At 44.5% G+C, this 20,962-nt stretch carries 15 protein-coding genes and 1 pseudogene; 10 read left to right on the forward strand and 6 right to left on the reverse strand.

Translation table 11 applies throughout. The features are described from left to right. Positions 1-435 precede the first annotated feature (435 nt). On the reverse strand, positions 436-2,184 hold the full coding sequence (locus J0X00_RS03420; RefSeq protein WP_282476314.1) for a sigma-54-dependent Fis family transcriptional regulator: 1,749 nt from the start codon (positions 2,182-2,184) through the stop codon (positions 436-438). 339 nt (positions 2,185-2,523) lie between these two features. Here J0X00_RS03420 and J0X00_RS03425 point away from each other — a divergent pair, with 339 nt between their 5' ends. The 3 genes from J0X00_RS03425 (at position 2,524) to tdh (ending at position 6,664) form a co-directional block, all read left to right on the forward strand. After that, entirely contained in the window at positions 2,524-4,044 is a 1,521-nt protein-coding gene (locus J0X00_RS03425; protein ID WP_282476315.1) for an aldehyde dehydrogenase family protein, read from the forward strand. Positions 4,045-4,315: 271 nt separating this feature from the next. Further along, the gene (locus J0X00_RS03430; RefSeq protein ID WP_136486930.1) at positions 4,316-5,509 is read left to right on the forward strand and encodes a glycine C-acetyltransferase; all 1,194 of its coding nucleotides are present in this window, start codon (positions 4,316-4,318) and stop codon (positions 5,507-5,509) included. 123 nt (positions 5,510-5,632) lie between these two features. Beyond that, positions 5,633-6,664, forward strand: a complete 1,032-nt coding sequence (gene tdh, locus J0X00_RS03435; protein ID WP_136486928.1) for an L-threonine 3-dehydrogenase — start codon at positions 5,633-5,635, stop codon at positions 6,662-6,664. Positions 6,665-6,873: 209 nt separating this feature from the next. On the opposite strand, the gene J0X00_RS03440 is transcribed toward tdh, so the two are convergent. After that, entirely contained in the window at positions 6,874-6,996 is a 123-nt protein-coding gene (locus tag J0X00_RS03440) for a hypothetical protein (RefSeq protein WP_282476316.1), read from the reverse strand. A gap of 395 nt (positions 6,997-7,391) precedes the next feature. Between J0X00_RS03440 and J0X00_RS03445 the strand changes: the two genes are divergently transcribed. Beyond that, positions 7,392-8,594 (forward strand): IS256 family transposase, encoded by a 1,203-nt coding sequence (locus tag J0X00_RS03445; RefSeq protein WP_282476317.1) that lies wholly within the window; start codon positions 7,392-7,394, stop codon positions 8,592-8,594. Between the two features lie 302 nt (positions 8,595-8,896). Here the strand turns inward: J0X00_RS03445 and J0X00_RS03450 are convergent, their stop codons facing one another. Both J0X00_RS03450 and J0X00_RS03455 read right to left on the reverse strand, forming a co-directional pair. After that, positions 8,897-9,385, reverse strand: a complete 489-nt coding sequence (locus J0X00_RS03450) for a hypothetical protein (protein WP_282476318.1) — start codon at positions 9,383-9,385, stop codon at positions 8,897-8,899. Beyond that, complete coding sequence (locus J0X00_RS03455; RefSeq protein WP_282476319.1) at positions 9,382-10,200, reverse strand: winged helix-turn-helix domain-containing protein; 819 nt, start codon at positions 10,198-10,200, stop codon at positions 9,382-9,384. Before J0X00_RS03455 ends, J0X00_RS03450 begins: the two co-directional genes overlap by 4 nt. 534 nt (positions 10,201-10,734) lie before the next feature. Here J0X00_RS03455 and J0X00_RS03460 point away from each other — a divergent pair. From J0X00_RS03460 to J0X00_RS03480, 5 genes and pseudogenes are all read left to right on the forward strand, one after another. Next, positions 10,735-11,298 (forward strand): outer membrane beta-barrel protein, encoded by a 564-nt coding sequence (locus J0X00_RS03460; protein ID WP_282476320.1) that lies wholly within the window; start codon positions 10,735-10,737, stop codon positions 11,296-11,298. Between the two features lie 145 nt (positions 11,299-11,443). Then, on the forward strand, positions 11,444-11,869 hold the full coding sequence (locus tag J0X00_RS03465) for a hypothetical protein (protein WP_282476321.1): 426 nt from the start codon (positions 11,444-11,446) through the stop codon (positions 11,867-11,869). A 68-nt stretch (positions 11,870-11,937) separates the two neighbouring features. Beyond that, a complete protein-coding gene (locus J0X00_RS03470) occupies positions 11,938-12,273 on the forward strand; it encodes a hypothetical protein (protein ID WP_282476322.1) in 336 nt (111 codons plus the stop codon). A 556-nt stretch (positions 12,274-12,829) separates the two neighbouring features. Next, on the forward strand, positions 12,830-15,313 hold the full coding sequence (locus J0X00_RS03475) for a hypothetical protein (protein ID WP_282476323.1): 2,484 nt from the start codon (positions 12,830-12,832) through the stop codon (positions 15,311-15,313). Between the two features lie 184 nt (positions 15,314-15,497). Further along, positions 15,498-16,229: pseudogene (locus J0X00_RS03480) on the forward strand (transposase). Positions 16,230-16,406: 177 nt separating this feature from the next. On the opposite strand, the gene J0X00_RS03485 reads toward J0X00_RS03480, so the two are convergent. Together J0X00_RS03485 and J0X00_RS03490 are read right to left on the reverse strand one after the other, a co-directional pair. Further along, entirely contained in the window at positions 16,407-16,622 is a 216-nt protein-coding gene (locus J0X00_RS03485) for a hypothetical protein (RefSeq protein ID WP_282476324.1), read from the reverse strand. A gap of 344 nt (positions 16,623-16,966) precedes the next feature. Next, positions 16,967-17,149: a hypothetical protein gene (locus J0X00_RS03490; protein WP_282476325.1), complete on the reverse strand. Its 183-nt coding sequence runs from the start codon at positions 17,147-17,149 to the stop codon at positions 16,967-16,969. A 708-nt stretch (positions 17,150-17,857) separates the two neighbouring features. On the opposite strand from J0X00_RS03490, the gene J0X00_RS03495 reads away from it, so the two are divergent. After that, positions 17,858-20,773, forward strand: a complete 2,916-nt coding sequence (locus J0X00_RS03495) for an ImpA family metalloprotease (protein WP_282476326.1) — start codon at positions 17,858-17,860, stop codon at positions 20,771-20,773. Positions 20,774-20,962: the final 189 nt, after the last annotated feature.

Consider the following 20,962-nt stretch of genomic DNA (forward strand, 5'->3'; position numbering starts at 1 on the left):
AATTAAAATTCAATGTGGGTTTGCCAGGCGCTCTTTGGCTGTGCGGTCAAGCCGGCAACGAATTGAATTCGATGACAATCTGTCGTCACGCTCGATTTAAAGTACGATGTGACAGCATGATAAAGTGTCTCATTCTTGCAGATTTATGTGTAATGAGTGTCCAGTGATTGCTTTTTATCTGTCAATCTGTGCGCTGTGCCAAAAAAAATGTTAACAGGAAAGGGTAAAAAGAAAGTTTGGCTACATATGTTATTGATAGGAAAGTATTTATTTTAGCTTATTTTGTGAATTCAGGTCATAGATATTTGTTAGATTGGCCGTTTTTTTGCGGAATTATTCAGCGAAAACGGGGCGTGCAGACCGTTCATGCTGTTAAAAAACGTGCCAACTGCGTAGCCGAAGTTGGCAGGAACATCAGTGGTAAGAGCAATCGGTTTATTGGAGTATGCCGAGTGCTTTTAGTTTTCGGTACAAGGTGTTGCGGCTTATCCCTAACATTCTCGATGTGCGGCTGATATTACCCTGGTTGGCCTGATAGGCTTGCAGCAGGGTATCATCTACCGTCGTTTTGAGATCAACACTTTCTGTCGCCAGCTCGCGCCGTTTTTTGGCGGTCAGAGACTGACTGATATGACTTGGTACATGCTCAAGCCTGAGCTGTGGCTCATCGCTCGCCAGCAGGCAAGCCACCTTCATCAGGTTATCGAGTTCACGAATATTGCCAGGCCAATCATACCCGCACAATAAGCTCATCAGATGAGGGCACAAAGTCTGTTGACCCAGCCGGTACTTGTTATGAATATGTTCAATTAATGCGGCTTTGTCCTGGCGCTCGCGCAGTGCAGGTAGCGGCAACACCAAGCCATTAAGGCGATAGAACAGATCCTGGCGAAAACGACCTTCAGCCACGGCCTGTTGCAGATCTTTGTGTGTCGCGGCGATGATCTGAATATCAACCTGATAACTCTGATTGGAGCCCACCGGCACCACCCGTTTATCCTGCAGTACGTGCAGTAACCTTGATTGCGCTTCAAGCGGCATATCGGCGATTTCATCTAAAAACAAGATGCCTTGATCGGCTTGTCTGATTTTGCCCTGATAGCCTTTACTGTTCGCTCCGGTAAACGCCCCCCCGACATATCCGAACAGCTCTGATTCAATCAAATCTTTAGGCAGCGCGCCGCAATTAACACTGACCAGAGTCTGGTTTTTACGTGAGCTACGTTGATGCAGAGCCTTAACGAACTCACCTTTACCCACGCCGGTTTCGCCCAGAATCAACAACGTAATGTCTTTATCAATCAATTTGTTGGCTTGTTGCCAGGCTCGCTCGGTCGTCATATCGCCAAAATGTAAGTCGCAAGATGCAGAGTAGTGACGCGCTTTGTGCGGTGGTGACTTTAGCTCATGCTTTTCATACACGAAAGCGGCAGAATGCGCGCCGAACAAATCTTCAATCGAGTGGCCAATCACGGAGTTTTGCGCCAGCAGCTGAGCGGCGATGTGGTTATGGGCCAGCACTTTTCCGCTCTCATCCGCAATCACAATGCCTTGCCAGCCACTGTTGAGTAGTGAGCGATCACAGGCCAGATCAATTCGCATCGTACCTTGCGGAATATCGCACAGCAGATGATTTTCGATCAGCTGTACCATGTTTTGCACCAGAACCTGAGTGGATAAATCGTGCTGTTTTTGCTCACTGGTAATGTCCAGCACACCGATCAACTCGCCTTGGTGGTTAAACACCGGACAGGCGGAGCAACTGATAAAGTGATGCTGCCGTATGTAATGCTGGTCACCGATAATGGTGACTGGCCTGGCTTCAAAAATCGCGGTGCCAATGGCGTTGGTGCCTTTGATTTTTTCCTGCCAGCAGGCACCGGATTCAAGCGCTATCTCGGTCAAACGCTGTTCGAAACGGGATTGTCCCCAGCTGGAAAGAATAACGCCTTCCTGATCGGTCACAATCAGACGACTGTCACTGTGTGCGCACATCTGGTTAAACAGGGGCAACGCGTATTTTTCTACCGCAGCGAGTAGAGAGGTCGCGCGCCACTGACGTTCCTTCAACTGATAGTTTGGCAGGCGAATGTGCTCTGGCTGACTTCTTTGGTTCAGACCTGCTTGCTGGCTTCTGTGCCAGGACGTGGTCAGCCAGTCTTGATTAACTGATTGAATTTGCATAACTGTTCCATGTTGTCACAGTGGCAGTGTGTCATTTTGGCACACTGGAACACTGGGTGGCAGTACCCAACTTCGGTTCCCGGATGACACTGTTCTTGTAATCATATTGGCAATCATAGTTTTACATTTATTTAACAACAAGATTTCTCATTCTGGCCTGTGATTTGCGTTGTGCAGTACAGCAACGGTGCAGCAAGGTATGGCAATGCTGTCTTTTATCGCGACCTGCTGCGCAATCATCAACCCAACATCGATAACCACAATAATCAGCTCAAACGGCGCTGTTGAAACATAAACACTCCATTTATACGTGAACGAGAAAGTAAGAAGGAACGAACGATGATTTATGCACAACCCGGATCGAACAACGCGATTTTCAACTTCAAAAGTCATTACGATAATTTCATTGGCGGCCAGTGGGTAAAACCAGTCAACGGCCAATATTTTGATAACACATCGCCGGTCAACGGCCAGCCGTTCTGTAAAGTGGCACGTTCCGGCCCGGAAGATATCAGCCTGGCGCTGGATGCGGCTCATGAAGTGCGTGCAGAATGGGCCAGAACCAGTGTGACTGAACGTTCCAATCTGCTGCTTAAAATTGCTGACCGCGTAGAAGCAAACTTAGAAAAACTGGCGTATGTGGAAAGCTGGGAAAACGGTAAGCCAATCCGTGAAACACTGGCGGCTGACCTGCCATTAGTCGTCGACCATTTCCGTTACTTTGCCGGCTGTATTCGTGCCCAGGAAGGCAGTGCGGCCGAAATTGATGCGACAACGGCCGCTTACCATTTCCCGGAACCTATCGGTGTGGTAGGCCAGATAATCCCATGGAACTTCCCGATGCTGATGGCAGCATGGAAACTGGCTCCTGCGATTGCGGCCGGTTGTTGTGTGGTGCTCAAACCTGCCGAACAGACGCCAACGTCTATTCTGGTGCTGATGGAAACCATCGGCGATCTGCTGCCAGCAGGTGTGGTGAACGTGGTTAATGGCTACGGTTCTGAAGCAGGCCAGGCGCTGGCGACCAGCAACCGCATCGCCAAACTGGCCTTTACCGGTTCGACCGAAGTGGGCAACCATATCCTCAAATGTGCCGCTGACAACCTGATTCCATCCACCGTTGAGCTGGGCGGTAAATCACCAAACATCTACTTTGCTGACATCTTTGATCATGAAGATGCGTATCTGGAAAAATGTCTGGAGGGTACCTTACTGGGCTTCTTCAACCAGGGCGAAGTGTGTACTTGTCCTTCGCGGGTGCTGGTGCATGAAGACATTTATGATAAGTTTATTACCAAGCTGGTGGAGCGTGCGAAAACCATCAAGCAGGGCAACCCGCTGGATACCGATACCCAGGTCGGCGCTCAGGCTTCACAGGAACAGTTCGATAAGATTCTAAGCTATATGGAGATTGGCCGTCAGGAAGGCGCTCAGGTACTGCTTGGAGGCGCTGCTGCGCTGCAACAGGGCGATATCAGCCAAGGCTACTATATTCAGCCGACCATGCTGGCAGGTCATAATAAAATGCGCGTTTTCCAGGAAGAGATCTTTGGCCCGGTTATCGCGATCACCACCTTTAAAGATGAAGCTGAAGCGCTGGCTATCGCCAATGATACCGAATACGGCCTCGGCGCCGGTGTCTGGACCCGAGATACCAACCTGGCTTACCGTATGGGGCGCAATATTGAAGCAGGGCGCGTGTGGATCAACTGTTACCACGCTTACCCGGCACACGCAGCATTTGGTGGCTACAAAAAATCAGGTATTGGCCGTGAAACCCATAAGATGATGCTGGATCATTACCAAAACACCAAAAACCTGTTGGTGAGCTATGATGTTAACCCTCTGGGTTTCTTCTAAGTTCGGCTCCATCACTTCCCTGGCTGATTAGCCGCTTAGATTCAACACCAAAGCGCCCGAAAAGGGCGTTTTTTGTGCGATGTTAAAATAATAAACTCTATTTGTTCCTATGATTCACTAATGTTTTTCCGCAAATCAGGATAATCCCTTTCTGGTGCTTGGATTACACTTACTGGTAGTGAATGTTTACAGTGTAAATGGATCCTAAACAGGATCGGTTCTCTGGCCCTACTGACTGCACGTCAACCCAAGAACAAAGAAGGAAAATGCAATGTCTTCTGCTTTTTATCAACAGATTCGCAACCAGCTTGAGGAAGTCAAAGCTGAGGGTCTTTACAAATCTGAGCGCATTATCACCTCGCAACAGCAAGCGTCGGTTCATATCTCCTCTGGTGAAGATGTTCTCAATTTTTGCGCTAATAACTACCTTGGCCTGGCTAACCACCCGGCGTTGATTGAAGCCGCGAAAGAGGGCATGGACTCGCACGGTTTTGGTATGGCATCGGTACGTTTTATTTGTGGTACGCAAGATACTCACAAAGCGCTGGAACAAAAACTGTCTGAGTTCCTGGGTAAAGAAGACACCATTCTTTACACCTCATGTTTTGATGCCAACGCCGGTCTGTTTGAAACCCTGTTGGACAAAGAAGACGCGATCATTTCTGACGCACTAAACCATGCTTCGATTATCGATGGTGTGCGTTTATGTAAAGCGATGCGTTTCCGCTACAGCAACAACAACATGCAGGAGTTGGAAGAGCAACTGATCGCCGCCGATGAAAAAGGCGCACGGAACAAACTGATCGTGACTGACGGTGTGTTCTCAATGGACGGCGTGGTGGCTAACCTGCCGGCGATTTGTGACCTGGCGGATAAATACAATGCGCTGGTGATGGTTGATGACTCGCACGCGGTTGGTTTCATGGGCGAAAACGGCCGTGGTACCCACGAATACCACAACGTGATTGATCGTATTGACATCATCACAGGTACTCTGGGTAAAGCGATGGGCGGTGCATCAGGCGGTTACACGTCTGGTAAGAAAGAAGTAATCGACTGGCTGCGCCAGCGTTCTCGCCCTTACCTGTTCTCTAACTCTGTGGCTCCGGCCATTGTTTCTGCGTCTCTGCGTGTGCTGGATCTGCTGCAGGAAAGCGGTGAACTGCGTACTCACTTGTGGGACAACGCGGCGCACTTCCGTGCTCGTATGACTGAGGCCGGTTTTACCATGGCAGGCGCAGACCATGCCATCATTCCAATTATGCTGGGTGATGCGAAGGTTGCTGCGGAATTTGCCGAGCGCGCTCTGGCGAAAGGTATTTACGTGATTGGCTTCTCTTTCCCTGTGGTCCCTAAAGGCCAGGCTCGTATCCGTACTCAAATGTCTGCGGCACACTCTCGTGAGCAACTCGACAAAGCCATTGATGCCTTTATCGAAGTCGGTAAAGAGATGGGGCTTATCTGATCCCCGGTGCGGAGCCGTATTGATTCAGGCTGAGGAGAAAACTCCGCCCGAAGTGATACGGCCTTGAGCCGAAAACATTGTATTTTTTGCCTCGCACAGCGCGGGGTATATTGAGTGAAGAACATGAAAATCAAAGCGCTATCTAAGCTAAAGCCAGAACAAGGCATCTGGATGACCGAAGTGGACAAACCAGAAATGGGCCACAACGATCTGTTGATTCGCATTAAGAAAACGGCGATCTGTGGTACTGATGTTCATATCTACAACTGGGATGAATGGTCACAGAAGACAATTCCTGTTCCTATGGTTGTCGGCCACGAATACGTGGGTGAAGTGGTTGCGATTGGCCAGGAAGTTCGTGGTTTCGAAATCGGTGACCGCGTTTCTGGTGAAGGTCATATTACCTGTGGTCACTGCCGTAACTGCCGTGGCGGCCGTACTCACTTATGTCGTAACACCATTGGTGTGGGTGTAAACCGTACCGGTGCGTTTGCTGAATATCTGGTGATCCCTGCGTTTAACGCATTTAAGATCCCGGAGGGCATTTCTGATGATCTGGCGTCTATTTTTGATCCGTTCGGTAATGCAGTGCATACCGCGCTGTCGTTTGACCTGGTTGGCGAAGACGTGCTTATCACCGGTGCCGGCCCGATCGGTATCATGGCCGCCGCAGTCGCAAAACACGTTGGTGCCCGCCATGTGGTGATCACTGATGTGAACGAATACCGCCTGGAACTGGCGCGTAAAATGGGCGTGACCCGCGCAGTGAACGTGGCTGAGCAAAAACTGCAAGACGTGATGGCAGAACTGGGCATGACTGAAGGTTTTGACGTTGGCCTGGAAATGTCCGGTGTACCAAGTGCGTTTAGCTCAATGCTGCAAACCATGAACCACGGTGGCCGTATTGCTCTGCTGGGTATTCCGCCATCAGACATGGCGATTGACTGGAACCAGGTGATCTTTAAAGGCCTGGTCATCAAAGGCATCTACGGTCGTGAAATGTTCGAAACTTGGTACAAGATGGCGAGCCTGATTCAATCTGGCCTGGATCTGACGCCAATCATCACCCACCATTTCAAGGTGGATGACTTCCAACAAGGCTTCGACACCATGCGTAGCGGGGCTTCCGGCAAAGTTATCCTCGATTGGGAATAACCCAAAATTGAATCTGAAGCGCTCCGGTTGGGGCGCTTTTTGTTTGGGATAATACTGGGTGTATAAACAGTAAAATGGAAAATATAGTCCCATTTAGCGCCCCCAAAAGCCCCAATTTAGCCCCAAAAGCGAAAGTCACCCTTCAACGAGCGGCCAAAAAAGCCCCAAGAATTCTTATCTCACTTTTGCCCCATTGTCATTTTCGTTCATTAAATTGCTTGTCGTCCTGCTTCCAAATTTTCCTCAATAAAATTCATGTGAGAGATACGAAGACTATTGCCGTGGATTTCAATTCCAGAAGGAAGTTTATCTACGCTTGCGTTCGATGCCATCTGTTCCATTCCTCAATATCAACCATCCAGGTACCGTGAACCTTTCTCATAACGGTGGATGGGTACTGACCGTCAAGAGCTTTTTCTCTCAATGTCTTCGTGCTCAGGCCAATTTCTTCGGCTGCCTTTTTAAGCGTGACAATAGCGATTTGAGATCTATTCATATCTTCGACCTATATAGCGTGTAGTCAGGGATGGGTTAACCACCAAATCACAAACAAAATGGTGGTTGACGATATAGGGTTATGGAGCATCAAACTGTATTGATGCCAGGTAACTGCGCGCCCCGTTGATGTGTTGGTAGTAGTGCGTCTCGAATGCGGCCATTCTGGTTCTGCGGGTAGTGTTTAGAAATCTGTGTCATTTCAGTATGATATACAAAACAGGAATGACACATGAACAAAGACTTCGATCTAGAACAAGCTATTAAAGCCCTTCAGTCAGGCCAAGACCTGACAGGTAAAGATGGCTTCTTAACTCCGCTCATTAAACAAATCACAGAAGCTGCTTTGAAAGCAGAACTCGAACAGCACCTTGAAGGTGATGAGCAACCTAACCGTAAGAACGGCTCAAGCAAGAAAACGATTAAGTCTTCTGTCGGCACGTTTGAACTGGATACCCCACGCGACCGCTCTGGAACATTTGAACCCCAGTTAGTTAAGAAGAACCAGACTAAATTGACCGATGAGATCGACCGTAAGATCCTATCCATGTTCTCGCTCGGTATGAGCTACCGTGATATCCGTGGTCACGTCGAAGATATGTATGGCATTGAGGTCTCTGAGGCCACCATCACAGGTGTTACCGACCGTTTGATACCTGAACTGAAGGAGTGGCAGCAACGTCCGCTCGATGCGCTCTATCCGTTTGTCTGGCTCGATGCAATCCACTACAAAATTAAAGAAGACGGACGCTATGTCAGTAAAGCGATATACACAATCCTAGGGTTAAACATTGAAGGTAAAAAGGAACTTCTTGGGCTGTACCTATCAGAGTCAGAAGGGGCAAACTATTGGCTATCAGTGCTGACAGATTTGTATAACCGTGGCGTTGAAGATATCTTGATCGCCTGCGTAGATGGGCTAACAGGCTTCCCAGAAGCGATAGCAACCATCTATCCTGATACAGAAGTTCAGCAATGCATCATTCACCAAATCCGTAACTCTATGAAATATGTTGCCTCTAAGCATCAGAAGGCGTTTATGGCCGACTTGAAGCCAGTCTATCGGGCTGTGAGTAAAGAAGCGGCCGAGATGGAGTTGGATAGTTTGGAAGCCAAATGGGGACAGCAATACCCAATAGTGATTCGTTCCTGGCGGAACAAATGGGCAAATTTATCGGTTTACTTCAAATATCCAGAATACGTCCGAAAGGCTATTTACACGACAAATGCTATTGAAGCCGTACATCGCCAATTCCGCAAACTGACCAAAACTAAGGGAGGGTTCCCAAATGAAAATAGCTTGCTCAAGCTACTGTATGCTGGGATATTGAATGCTTCTAACAAATGGACAATGCCAATACAGAATTGGAATATGACATTGTCTCAACTGGCGATTCATTTTGAAGGTCGCTTGGATGACGTCTTAGATATTTAGCCAAAATTAGCTGACACAGAATTCTGAACGCCCTCGTTCTGCGGCCTTCAGTACCGTCTAGGGAATTGGTGCAGATACCACAGATAGCCCAGTCTTTTACCTGGTTGGCTTCTTTGCTGTCGATAATGGTGGTTAGCCGGCTGGCCAACTCATTGCGCTCACGTTCAAGTTTGATGGCGTAAGCGTGCAGCGTTTTACATCCTTCCATGTTCGCCAGTGGTACCACTTGCGTTCGTCGACAAACAACGGATACCAACTACCATATCACTCATCTTAATTACTGTTATTGCAGTAACGAAAACCTATTCCATACAACGTGCGATGTGTTTATCGATATCGTAGTAGCAAAAAAAGTCGTTGATGAGTAGGTATTGATATCGTCTCTCTTTGTAGATATCAATACCTAAAAATGACTTTTGAATTTGACTAACGATAGGTGATGAAGATGCAGCAAAGACAACCTCTTTATTGATCTGATCGGCTTCTTCTACTTTATTTGTCTTAGATATAATAAAGCCATTTTTACTGTACATATCACCGTCTATAGAGAACGTGCTGTATTTAGCTACTTTGTCTATATCCGTCACTGTAACAATTGACGTATACTTTTTCTCTTTCGCAAGAAAATCTGCATTGGTTTCTAGTGCAACTCGATCTTGTCCCTTGGTGATAATAACTTCATGTCTTTTAAAGTAACCATCAACAGGGGGAATGTCCTCATCATCAGGAGCGATTACGTGGATAATCAGGATGATAAAACAGAGTACATTGAACCACTTAAAGTACTTCATATCTCACATCCTTTTTCGTTGAGCTCACTGATTATCGCGTCAATATCGTTTCCGGAATAGGAGACTAACTTATCTTCGGCAAGGCAATCAATAACCACTCGATCACCTAATGAATTGATAAAAATGATATTTTTGTTTTCTTGTTTTGCGAGTGTTATATCTTTCTCAATGCTGGTGAAACTATCGTGATCAGTTTTTTTATCAATCTTATCTTTTTTAAATTGTGTCAGAATGTTACTATCATTCGTTGATACGGCGATATAGTTATCACTCTTTATTACATTTATTTTAAAATTTTCCAAATCACTTTGGTTGTAGGAAATTACGAATAAAAGAAAAGCAATATTTACAACAAAAAGTGGATACGCCATAGATCTTGACATAACCATCTTAATAGTATTTAGCTTTGATTGATTAACACCACTTGTTGATACCGGCGTAGCAACATTAATGTTAGAAACGGAAGGTTGTTCATGTTGTCTTCCGGTTTCTGTAGTTTCTGCCTTAGCGATTAGTTTGACTTTATCGACGATGATGACATAGCCCTTATTTTTTTCATTCGTGATCACGTCTAATTTCGTATGATTCTTAAATATCTTCCTAAGGTTAGCGATAGATACCGGAACAGAGTTTTTTGACACCAATTTCCCGGGCCAACCAATTGTCGCTAACTCCTCTTTGGAGTAGAAGTTACCTTTGTTCTGCAGCATCGTATGCAAAATTGCTGATTCTGCATACGAACATTTATATCTGACGTCATCGACAGTAATGAAATAGCTTCCCCCTTCTTCGCCACAGCTTACCTTGATATCCATATCAATCTCATCTCTCTTGTATATAATATGTTTATAGATTAACGGCAAAAAATAAACATGATAAATATAAAGCTTAGTGCATATGCTTCACTCTAACGACATCAGACCCTATCTACAAACCCATTACCGCATAATTTAATTGCGTATCACTTAAATGAAATTTACCACATAGTAAATCCCCTCACCAGATGACTTTGGCGCAACGCAGAGTCTGAAAGCCCACGCCGTTTCCTATCGAGCCCTAATGGATATAATAGAAACAACATTAGAATAAAGTTAACTAACTGATTTTATGGTAATTTAATATTATTAATTTTAATTACAAGTCGTTTAGTTAGCGAGGATGTAGTCTGTCAGTGTTGGTGATGAGCAGCGATTTGACTCAGTGCTACTTATCACTCGGCAATAAAATTTTTTGCATACACAGTGCAGTTTTGGTTGGAGAGAGTGATGGAAAAAGCTTCAATTCGACGAGCAATGGCAGTCATAAGAACATGTAGCTCCTATCTGTAACCAATTAAGTAAGGCATTAAAATGATGAAATATACTTTAGCAACAGCAGCGGTTATCGCCCTTTTAGCTGGAACAGCACAGGCCGAACAAACTAATTTTGATGGTTTGACAGTATCAGGATCATTAGTTGGACAGGGGATTGATTTTATTGATGAGGACGACAATGTCGATGACACAATCCATTCAGCTGGATTTGGTATTCAGTTTGACTATAGCGTCAACCGTATTGTAGGAGTGACAGGGGGTTATACGTCAACATCTTCTGATGACAACGATTTAGATGCGTTTAACCTAGATTTAGATACAGAGCGATTTTATTCAGGCGTTAATCTAGGTTACCGATTTGAAGGACAGGATTGGGCGGTTAAACCATTTGGTGTTGTGGGTTTTAATACGATTAAAACCGCTTTCACTAAAAAAACAGAAAATAAACTTTATAAAGAATCATTTCATAAAGTCTACTTAGGCGCGGGTGCAGCAGTAAGTTACAAACAGTTAACCGCGACGCTGGAGACAGATGCAAGCATACTAGAAGACGATGTTATCTTTGTGGAATCTCGCCTGACTCTAGGCTACCGCTTTTAGTTACCAGGCTTATCATTGACATGACAAGAAGCCTTAAACAGGCCCTGATGATGAAGGTGTTAATCATAATCGTTGTTGGCATTCTCATCCTAATCTCTTTTGGTGGTTGCACCTTTATATTATTTTCAGATAGCCAAATAGGACTATGTTGTATGCTTATAATTCCTACTGTCATAATAGTTGCTTATCTTTTTTTAAAGCTGGTGAGCACGCGAATAATAAACGTAATACCAGGACGAAACATGAAAAATTCGAAGCGTATAAGTTAGCAAAATCATACTGTGTACGGTTAGAAGCTTTAAACATTCAATACCAGTTAGAGAAGAAAAAAGTTGCACAGGCGAATGAAACGATACAAACTGCGAAACTTCGTATTGCATGTCTTTCAGCAGGGTTAAATAATCAAATTCCCAAATCGGATTTTGATTTTTTTGATGATTTAAAAAACCTTAGTAAAATTAAAAAACGTTATAAACTACTTAGCGCTGCATACCACCCAGATAGAGGTGGTAGTCAAAAAACAATGCAACTTATTAACGACCAATATAGAAAAGCGTTTAAGTATCGCTAAACTGTACATCATATACACGATGCCCCAATATTTGGGTTCCCTTATATACATTACAGTAAGAGGTTAGGATGAAAAGAATCTTATTTGCTCTACTACTAAATGTTGTAACAACGACGAGTGTGTACGCTGATTCTACAAAAGCACGTTGTGAAATTTACCCTAACGGTACAGAAAAGCCTGATAAGGTAATCCTCTGTACTTTTTCCCAAAGGCAAGGGCACATCACTATCAACCGCAGTGATGGAATCGTTCACCAGTTGCTACCGATGGGGAATGCTGTAGGGACGTTTACGGATCAGCACGAACAAATTGTTTACCGGCAACGCGGTCTAGGTTCTCAGGGGGTGATTTTTCGCTTTCCAAAAGCAAGAGTTTTTGTATATTGGGACATAGTGAACAGTTAATAAATAGTGGCAATTAAAACAGTGGATTTGGACAGGGAATATTATGTTCGGCATTAATGCTAACATCTACTTTCCTAGGTTTAATTTATATAGAGTGCACTTAATTCTGTGATTTATTGAAATCATAAACGATGGTTTTCACTATTGACTGAGTACTATTCTTCAGGGGCGTAATTTTAACCATTTGCATCAACCCACCCATAATCATAGACCCAAATTTAACTGCGAAATACGACGCTCGTCAATATCAAGCAGCCAATGTAATTTTTTAAAGACAACCGCTGATTGTGTGAAGTCTAAATACTTTTTCAGTCGATAATTTATCCGCGATAAAGCGAATTCAATATCGCCCTCTATTATTCTTTTTAGGCCAGTTCCTTCCTTCACATTTTGACCAAAAATTATAATCGATTATTAATTTTTATTAATCATTTAACTTTAACCACTTAGGTATTTTTATTCAGAGATACGAATTAACCCGAACGATTAGGTAGGTACGCCTCATTAGCTGCTTGCATAGTGGTTCACAAGGGTATGACTGAAAGGTAGTACTGAAATGAAGAAAAGAAGCGTATTATTAGCAGCTGCTATTGCAGCGATTTTATCTGGTTGTGGTGGTGATGAGGGGGAATCTTCGAATGGTCATATGGGGGATTCAACTCAAAAAATAGATACGCCTTTTAAGCAAGGTGAGCAATCAGCGCCAAATCTACTCCCACAAGGCGAACCGGTCACACAAGTCCTTGAACGTAACCTTGTACCAGTTATTCATAGTGAAGTTGTACAAGCTCCTCAGCCGATTCCTTTTGAAGTTAGTGATGAGTTCATTGGCACATACTCAGTGCCGGTACCAGAAGATAAACATGCTCTGCTTAAGTCTGAAGAACGTTTAATTAATCAAGCTACGCTTACGCCTATGGCTGAGCTTCATCAGTACATGAGTGACCTGGGATTAATCACCAGTGAAGGGACCTACGACGCTGCTGCAATCACTGTTCGTGACATCTTGAACCAAGATATCCGTGATGGTAAGGATCCTCAGATATCTCTGGAGCGTGCAAAGGTTAATACTGACCGTGTTGCTAACCAGTATGGACTGACAACACCGATCAAACTGGATAACAACCGAACTCCGGGCACACCTATTGTGAGTGGTGAACCACGCAAAGAGCGCGAGCAGCCACTCGTTAAGCCTGTCGCAATGGGTGTCAATATTCCATTGGCGACGACTGACGGTCCGGGTGACGTTGTACAGCTTACGATAGTTCCGCCTGAAGACCGAATGACTCTCATATCTAATTCGGTCGTTTCTCAGATTGGCCCCGGTGCGATTCAAACGAAGAGTTTCAAGAAATCCAAGTGGGAAGCACAGAAAGAAGAGCGCTTTATTCTGAATGGTTATCCGCAAGAAGGGTGGGTTACATCAGTCGGTATACTGCCAAGTGAAATGGCAACCTTAGAGCCAACTCCGAAAGCAACAACTGACGTAGCGCCAGCGCATGATATTAAGTTAGGTGAGGCTCCTGTGGCTAAAGTACAGTTTACTCCAATTCCTAAAGATGAGCAGTTGCTCCCCCCTGCGGTTATTGACGCTGTACCAAGCTTACGCCCACAAGGTGAGCCAGTCACACAAGTCCTTGAACGTAACCTTGTACCAGTTATTCATGGTGAAGTTGTACAAGCTCCTCAGCCGATTCCTTTTGAAGTTAGTGATGAGTTCATTGGCACATACTCAGTGCCGGTACCAGAAGATAAACATGCTCTGCTTAAGTCTGAAGAACGTTTAATTAATCAAGCTACGCTTACGCCTATGGCTGAGCTTCATCAGTACATGAGTGACCTGGGATTAATCACCAGTGAAGGGACCTACGACGCTGCTGCAATCACTGTTCGTGACATCTTGAACCAAGATATCCGTGATGGTAAGGATCCTCAGATATCTCTGGAGCGTGCAAAGGTTAATACTGACCGTGTTGCTAACCAGTATGGACTGACAACACCGATCAAACTGGATAACAACCGAACTCCGGGCACACCTATTGTGAGTGGTGAACCACGCAAAGGGCGTGAGCAGCCACTCGTTAAGCCTGTCGCAATGGATGTCAATATTCCATTGGCGACGACTGACGGTCCGGGTGACGTTGTACAGCTTACGATAGTTCCGCCTGAAGACCGAATGACTCTCATATCTAATTCGGTCGTTTCTCAGGATGGCCCCGGTGCGATTCAAACGAAGAGTTTCAAGAAATCCAAGTGGGAAGCACAGAAAGAAGAGCGCTTTATTCTGAATGGTTATCCGCAAGAAGGGTGGGTTACATCAGTCGGTATACTGCCAAGTGAAATGGCAACCTTAGAGCCAACTCCGAAAGCAACAACTGACGTAGCGCCAGCGTATGATATTAAGTTAGGTGAAACTCCAGAAGTGGTTAGTCAAGGTGAGCCAGAACGTATTACTTATGAGGAAACGTTCACCGGTTTTGCTGAAGTTGCTCCTCAAGGTTACAATATTCCAGTTGAACCAGATAACGAAGCTCCAACTTACTTAACTCCAGAGATAGTTAAGCAGCAAACAGAGAAGCTAGATTCAGTCTGTTTAACTAATACTCAGCAATTTGTTCAATCATATGGCGGTACATTAAATTCGCTTGGTGGCAGCGGAAATCACTTCCAAGAGATAAAAAAAGATTTAACTAGTGACGTAGATCGACTTAGTTATAGCATGGAAATTTTTGCGATGTTGCAACAGGCATTGTCTGCCAACCCAGATCTACGACAAGCAATAGCGCAGCAACATGCTGGAGGTAGCAACAATAGTCACGTTAAAGCTACCTGGACACTCTCGATGGACACGGGCGCAAGTTATACGTTGTCGACAGATTCCTCTCAAGCCTATCGGGCGAGCATTGAAGTTGTGGTAAACAATCAAGGTGCCGTAGTGGTTAATGACGGCAATGGCATAGAGCTAGCCCGTATTGTCTCTACTGCCCGAAACGGTAATTGTGATAACGCATCATACGACGTAGTGATCGCTAATGAGTAACAAAGGTCCATTATCTATTCAGATTGATTACGGCTGATTAGATGAATAACAGAATGCCCGCTGCTAATGTGGGTATTTGTTATATCTGGGGTGCATAGATAGTGGGGAGGTAGTGGGGATATGAGCAGTGGTAAGGCCTGAGACTCATAGACACTTGTTATGGTAAACCATAAGTGATAGAACTATGACAAAGGGAAGTGGCTACTCCGACGAATTTAAACAAGAAGCCGTCAATCAGGTTATTCAACATAGTTATTCAGTGAACAATGTTGCGGTTCGTTTAGGGATCTCTGGCAAAATGTTATCTAACTGGGTATCGAAGTTTTCCAAACCACTTACAGCTCGCAAGCAAGACAATGACCTTCAGGCCGAAATTGTCCGTTTAAAGAAGCAGCTTAAACAAACCGAGCAAGAAAGAGACATATTAAAGGAAGCCGAAAGGTTCTTTGCTAACGAGTCAAAGAAGGATACGCTTTCATAAAATCTCGCAGTGTTCGCTACCCGATTAGAGTACTTTGTCGCAATCTGGGTCTTCATCCAAGTAGCTAATACGCCTGGCTCAAAGTCCCGCAAAGCTATCGGCAGATTAAAGACCAACAACTGCTTACTAAGATAAAGCAACCGAACCGGGTTGCCAATATTTGAGTCGAAAATGCAGAACGTTACTGGAGTTTTATATCCAGTAAAGCGTGAGTCGTCGTGGAAACTATCATGATAACGCCGTAGCAGAGAGTTTTTTAATCTGAAGAAGGAGAAAGTACGTGGCAGGTAGTATAAAACAACGGCTGAAGTTCGGCTGGGTATTTTTAACTATATCGAGATTGCTTATAAGCCCCAAAGGCGTCATGCTAGCAACGGGCGATTATCGCCAACAGGGTATGAAAATATCTATTTTAGTAGCCTGAAAGGTGTCTAGAAACTTCAGGCCGTATCAAATTATTTTGTTCAGCTTCGTTACATTAAACGTAAGCTTCTCACTTACCTGACACATCATTAGTAGCAGTGCTCGCTAGCATAGTTATTACCATGCGATGGAATATAAATATATTTTTGATACTGATTGACCTGCACTGAGTGTCTACAAGATTTATCCCTAGTTACAGGTTAGGTCTCTTTTCTCTACTTCGACTTTATTGGCTTCCATATAGTACATATTGGTGTCTTCCTTATAGTGTTCACACAGCTCTTCATTCGAGAACTTAGCAGCACGTTCCTGGCTTGCATTGGCGGCTTTTTCTTTCAGTGCAGAGCACCCTGTAAGGTTAACAAGTAAGATGGAGAACGTAATGATAAACAGATTTTTTTTCATTATTGATTTCCTATTGGAGTTTCATTAAGAGCATTCACAGATGCTACATCGAAGAATTACATTTAAATTGGTTTCCTTCAATAGAATAAATACTACACAGTTATGTCAGCAATGTATCATTATTAAAGTTAATAATATAAAATATAAATAAAAACATATGGTTAGGATTTCATTGTATTCGTGTGGTGATGTGCACACCAAGAGATTTACTTGAAATGTGTGTATTGATTAACTTAAATTGTCAGTATTCCTAGTTGGTTACTATAGCTTATAGCGCTCTCAAAATCTGCGTTGCTAGCGACTATTACTGCACGATGAATAAGTAGACGTGCGGGCAGAATCCATCAGCGCCGATCAGTCATTGCCGCGTCGTCTCTTGAGCCAGCAATCTCATAGTGGTAGACCTTCACAAGCTTGTCCTTAGTTTCGCCCTTGTACGTGCCCTGCCACGTCATTGAGTGGTCAGGGGGGACTGTGGCGAATGCAAACACAGCTGCTGCAAAGATAAAAGCGATGGTGTCTCTCATGGTCGTTCCTCTTTTTTTGATTTAGTTAAGTTCAATTTAACGGTATGACCCGATTAGCCCGGTTCAAGTTACAGAACTACGCAGACGTTATAAAAAGAACGGGTTCGGTATATAAGCACGATATCCCGTCTTCGCTAAAACGTTTATTTCACAGTCTTTAACATCATGACGGTGTTTAAGGATCTGACCGCAGGTCAAACGGAAAGAGAATTTCTTAGTAGTGAATAATGATGAATTTCTCTATGTGAATTAATTAGGAAATAGGGTTACAGGTTACGCGTCCAGACGTAGCAAAAGAAGATTACTTACGACTTATTGTGAGGCTAATTGTACTAATTTCATTATTATTAAATTCAATAATAAAAAAATTATCTTATTTCAACATAAACATGCAGTTAGTTATTAAATAGTGATTGTTTTTTATGGGGGAGAGTAAAGATGATTTATAGTTTTAATAGCAAGAAAAGCTGCTCGACAAGCTCTCCGCTTTATACTGGACATATACCCTGATATTACGCGAGATGCGGAATACTACGGTAGGCCACTATCGTTCTTTCGGGAAAACTGTCTGTGAAGAGATCCAATAGCGGTGCTGCTAAAGGAGGTTGGAAAAGGCGAATGTTACATTGTAATGTCATGGTAATAATGTAATCTTGTTTGGACGCTTTCACTGTAAGGTTTCTTGTAACTTCTTGGATAAATACCACCATGTTCAAAATGTTTTTTCTGGCTGTATTGCCTTTTTTACTGCTCGGTTGTAACGGTGGCAGTGACGATAATAAAAATGGCTCCACGTCTGATGAGATTGTGCAAAACCCGGTAGAAGATGCCGATACCGGCGATTCGAATGAGCTTCCAGTCGCTTTACAAGCCGCGTTAAACGATGGTGATATATCTTCTCTCAGCGTTGAAGATGCACCTATGGTGCTGGAGGCCATGCTCGCTTCAGCCAACCAAACGATTGAATCCAACACCTCATTGCTAAGTGATGTGCTTGGGAATGGCGCACCGTCACAATATCTCATTTGGAGACGTTCAGTATTGATAGAACCGATGGGCGCGCAGGGAGCAACGCCACTCATTATGGGAGACGATGGTAATACGTTGGCGACGATACAAGGCCATGATGGTGTGCGGGCGGTGGCTTTTGGTGGTAACTTTTTAGCTCCAGATAATGACAGTAATTATACCTATCTCGATACATACCAAGCCGACTTTAAACGAGTTTTATCTTGGTTAGTGAGTGGCGATGCGAATACTGCCATTCCCAATCAGCTCAACATTGCTTATGACTTATCTTCTGGCTGGGTGTGTCAATCTGAGTTTAAAGATTGTGTCGAGGCACCGTTTGAGCATATTGGCATTGATGTGACTCAGTCTCAGTGCTCAGTGCTTGGCGGAACAGATGAAGAGAATCTCGCCTGTGCACAGCAATCTGATCTGGTGTTGCTCAGTGCTGTCGACAAAGAAGTTGGTGATCTGCAAAGTCAGGTATCGGCCTTACTGCAATCTGGAGTGCCAATACTGTATCTCCACAATCACGGTGAGTTCTTGCCGGAGGAAGGCGCGAAGATCTTGGCCGCGATGGGGATGGAATATGCGACGACGGGCGCTAGCAACTACTTTAAACAAGATCAATATACAGGTGGTCGTAGTGCGACAGAAAATATTGAGTTACTTTCCAATCCGTTCCGCGATTACTTGCCTTTCTTGATGGCGTTACATGAGGGTACATTGAACACCAGTTACGATTGGAGTTCTTGTGTGAATTCTGCAGGTACGTTTAAGTGTCCGGATGTTCCAAACTTAGATGTGACATTAGTTGAGCCTGTTGATGCGCTACGTGATGTGTTTGATGGCTACACCAAGGCGGGGACACCACTATTTTCTGCGCCGGGAAATGAATTTTATCGCTTAGCTAATATTTGGGCGGATCTCAACCGTCGCACAATGACTTATCCAATGTTCAAAGAAGAGGATATGGCTGACTACCGTTTTCAGAAAGCTTATGTGTCAGACGCCATGGTGACATACTTGCGTCGCGTTGGGGAAGCGCAACCTGATATGGGCACATTTACCTTAACGGATCAAACCCAACTGCCTGTGTCACCTCAGCAAGAAACCGTGACTGTCACCTTGCCAGAAGACAGTGGTTTTACCGCATTGGAACGTTACATTAAGCCAGGCACTACCGCGACTATTGAACTTGTCGATGCAGGCAGTGCAAGTGTCAGTGTCTACGTGAATACCACGCCAGCAGGTGGCACCCGGGTTTGGAACCCTAAAGAAGGCTCTGGCATTGTCGGTTATGCCCGTCCGCGTTTTTTGCAAAGTCCGAATATCCCATTAAATCCAGCCGAGCCAGTGGAGGTGAACTCTCCTTATGGTGGTACATTGGAAGTTCGCTTTAATGGCGCCGAAGCTGGACAAACCGTGACGTTCAAAGTCACCAATGTTGGTGCGCAACCTGTGTTGAATTTACGTGAAAATGCAGACGTTAACGCGTTTGTTAATGAGTTAACTCAAACCCCGTTTGAATGGGCTGAAATAAAACTTGATGGTGTCGAGATTCATACCCGCGTCGATCAGATGCTGAGTGTGGTCAATAATGGTGTTTATGCTGGCGATTTAACCAAATACCTCAATGAGTTAGATAACTACTTTATTGGTGGTGCTTACCATATGGCGGGCTTCGCAGGGACAAAGCCATTGTCGGCAGCCGTGTTAGCAGAGTGTAATCGGTTCGGATGGGATTGTGAAAATGCGGAATTGCATCAACTTCCAGATGTTCAGCACATTACGGCCGGAAATACCGCAGCATGTGGCGCGGGCTGTAGTGGCAATCCTTATAGTCAAGCACAAGGCGTCGATCCCCGAGGCTTTTTAGAAAGTCATGAGTTGGGCCATAACTTACAATATCAAGAATTTAGAGTGGATGGTGGCATCAGTGGCGAAGTCTCCAATAACATTTTCCCACTGCAAAAGAATGGGCGTTTGTACCAAGATTTTGGCGTCGATTTAGGTTCCAACAAAGTGGATTATGAAGCGACGTTTAATATGTTAGTGGCTGGTTTACAAAACGGAAACTCTTCAGATAAGCTGAATCAGGATCTTTGGACAGACGCGACATACGCGGTGCAAGGGAACAAGCGATTAGCGTTTTACACTCAATGGGCTCTGTATTGGGCTGACAAGCAAAATAGTAGTGATGCCCAAACGCCTTGGGAAATCTATACTTTGCTGTATTTGCATGCACGTGAGTTTTTAGCGGCGGACGTCGACAACAGCACCCAAGAGACAGCAGACGATTGGGATAATGTAAAGGGCAAGCTTGGCTTTAGTACGTACGCGACTCGACCGGACCGCGATAGCTCAAGAAACAGTCAGTATGGAAATGACTACTTGCTGATCACATTATCTAAACTGACCGGCCATGATCAGCGAAATGTGTTTGATATGTGGGGAATCAAATATTCTTCAGCGGCGACACAGCAACTCGATACATTTGGTTTACCCGTCGAGCCATTGTTCTTCTATACCACCACGCCGATGAATGATTACTCTGTAGGGCATTTAATTGATATGTCGTCAGACCCATCAACGCTGGAGTACGCCACCGAATAATCTTGTCTTGCTGTGTGCATAGGCAGATCTTGTCTGAATTTTACGATAAGCCTGCGTTTTGGTAAGTCTACTTTGGTCTCATAAATACACATGGATAGTTTATATATTTAAGGAAGGGATATAAATAAGTTTAAAGGGAGTGGCCTACTCCCTTTAATCTAGTCCAGTCTACACATTAATCATGTTCAC

Origin of the sequence: Vibrio sp. ABG19 (assembly GCF_029962385.1) — a bacterium.
Lineage (GTDB): Bacteria > Pseudomonadota > Gammaproteobacteria > Enterobacterales > Vibrionaceae > Vibrio > Vibrio ostreae.

Coding starts and splice junctions, on each gene's coding strand:
- J0X00_RS03420 (WP_282476314.1), bottom strand. CDS start 2,184: ATGCAAATTCAATCAGTTAATCAAGACTGGCTGACCACGTCCTGGCAC.
- J0X00_RS03425 (WP_282476315.1), top strand. CDS start 2,524: ATGATTTATGCACAACCCGGATCGAACAACGCGATTTTCAACTTCAAA.
- J0X00_RS03430 (WP_136486930.1), top strand. CDS start 4,316: ATGTCTTCTGCTTTTTATCAACAGATTCGCAACCAGCTTGAGGAAGTC.
- tdh (WP_136486928.1), top strand. CDS start 5,633: ATGAAAATCAAAGCGCTATCTAAGCTAAAGCCAGAACAAGGCATCTGG.
- J0X00_RS03440 (WP_282476316.1), bottom strand. CDS start 6,996: ATGGCATCGAACGCAAGCGTAGATAAACTTCCTTCTGGAATTGAAATC.
- J0X00_RS03445 (WP_282476317.1), top strand. CDS start 7,392: ATGAACAAAGACTTCGATCTAGAACAAGCTATTAAAGCCCTTCAGTCA.
- J0X00_RS03450 (WP_282476318.1), bottom strand. CDS start 9,385: ATGAAGTACTTTAAGTGGTTCAATGTACTCTGTTTTATCATCCTGATT.
- J0X00_RS03455 (WP_282476319.1), bottom strand. CDS start 10,200: ATGGATATCAAGGTAAGCTGTGGCGAAGAAGGGGGAAGCTATTTCATT.
- J0X00_RS03460 (WP_282476320.1), top strand. CDS start 10,735: ATGATGAAATATACTTTAGCAACAGCAGCGGTTATCGCCCTTTTAGCT.
- J0X00_RS03465 (WP_282476321.1), top strand. CDS start 11,444: ATGTTGTATGCTTATAATTCCTACTGTCATAATAGTTGCTTATCTTTT.
- J0X00_RS03470 (WP_282476322.1), top strand. CDS start 11,938: ATGAAAAGAATCTTATTTGCTCTACTACTAAATGTTGTAACAACGACG.
- J0X00_RS03475 (WP_282476323.1), top strand. CDS start 12,830: ATGAAGAAAAGAAGCGTATTATTAGCAGCTGCTATTGCAGCGATTTTA.
- J0X00_RS03485 (WP_282476324.1), bottom strand. CDS start 16,622: ATGAAAAAAAATCTGTTTATCATTACGTTCTCCATCTTACTTGTTAAC.
- J0X00_RS03490 (WP_282476325.1), bottom strand. CDS start 17,149: ATGAGAGACACCATCGCTTTTATCTTTGCAGCAGCTGTGTTTGCATTC.
- J0X00_RS03495 (WP_282476326.1), top strand. CDS start 17,858: ATGTTCAAAATGTTTTTTCTGGCTGTATTGCCTTTTTTACTGCTCGGT.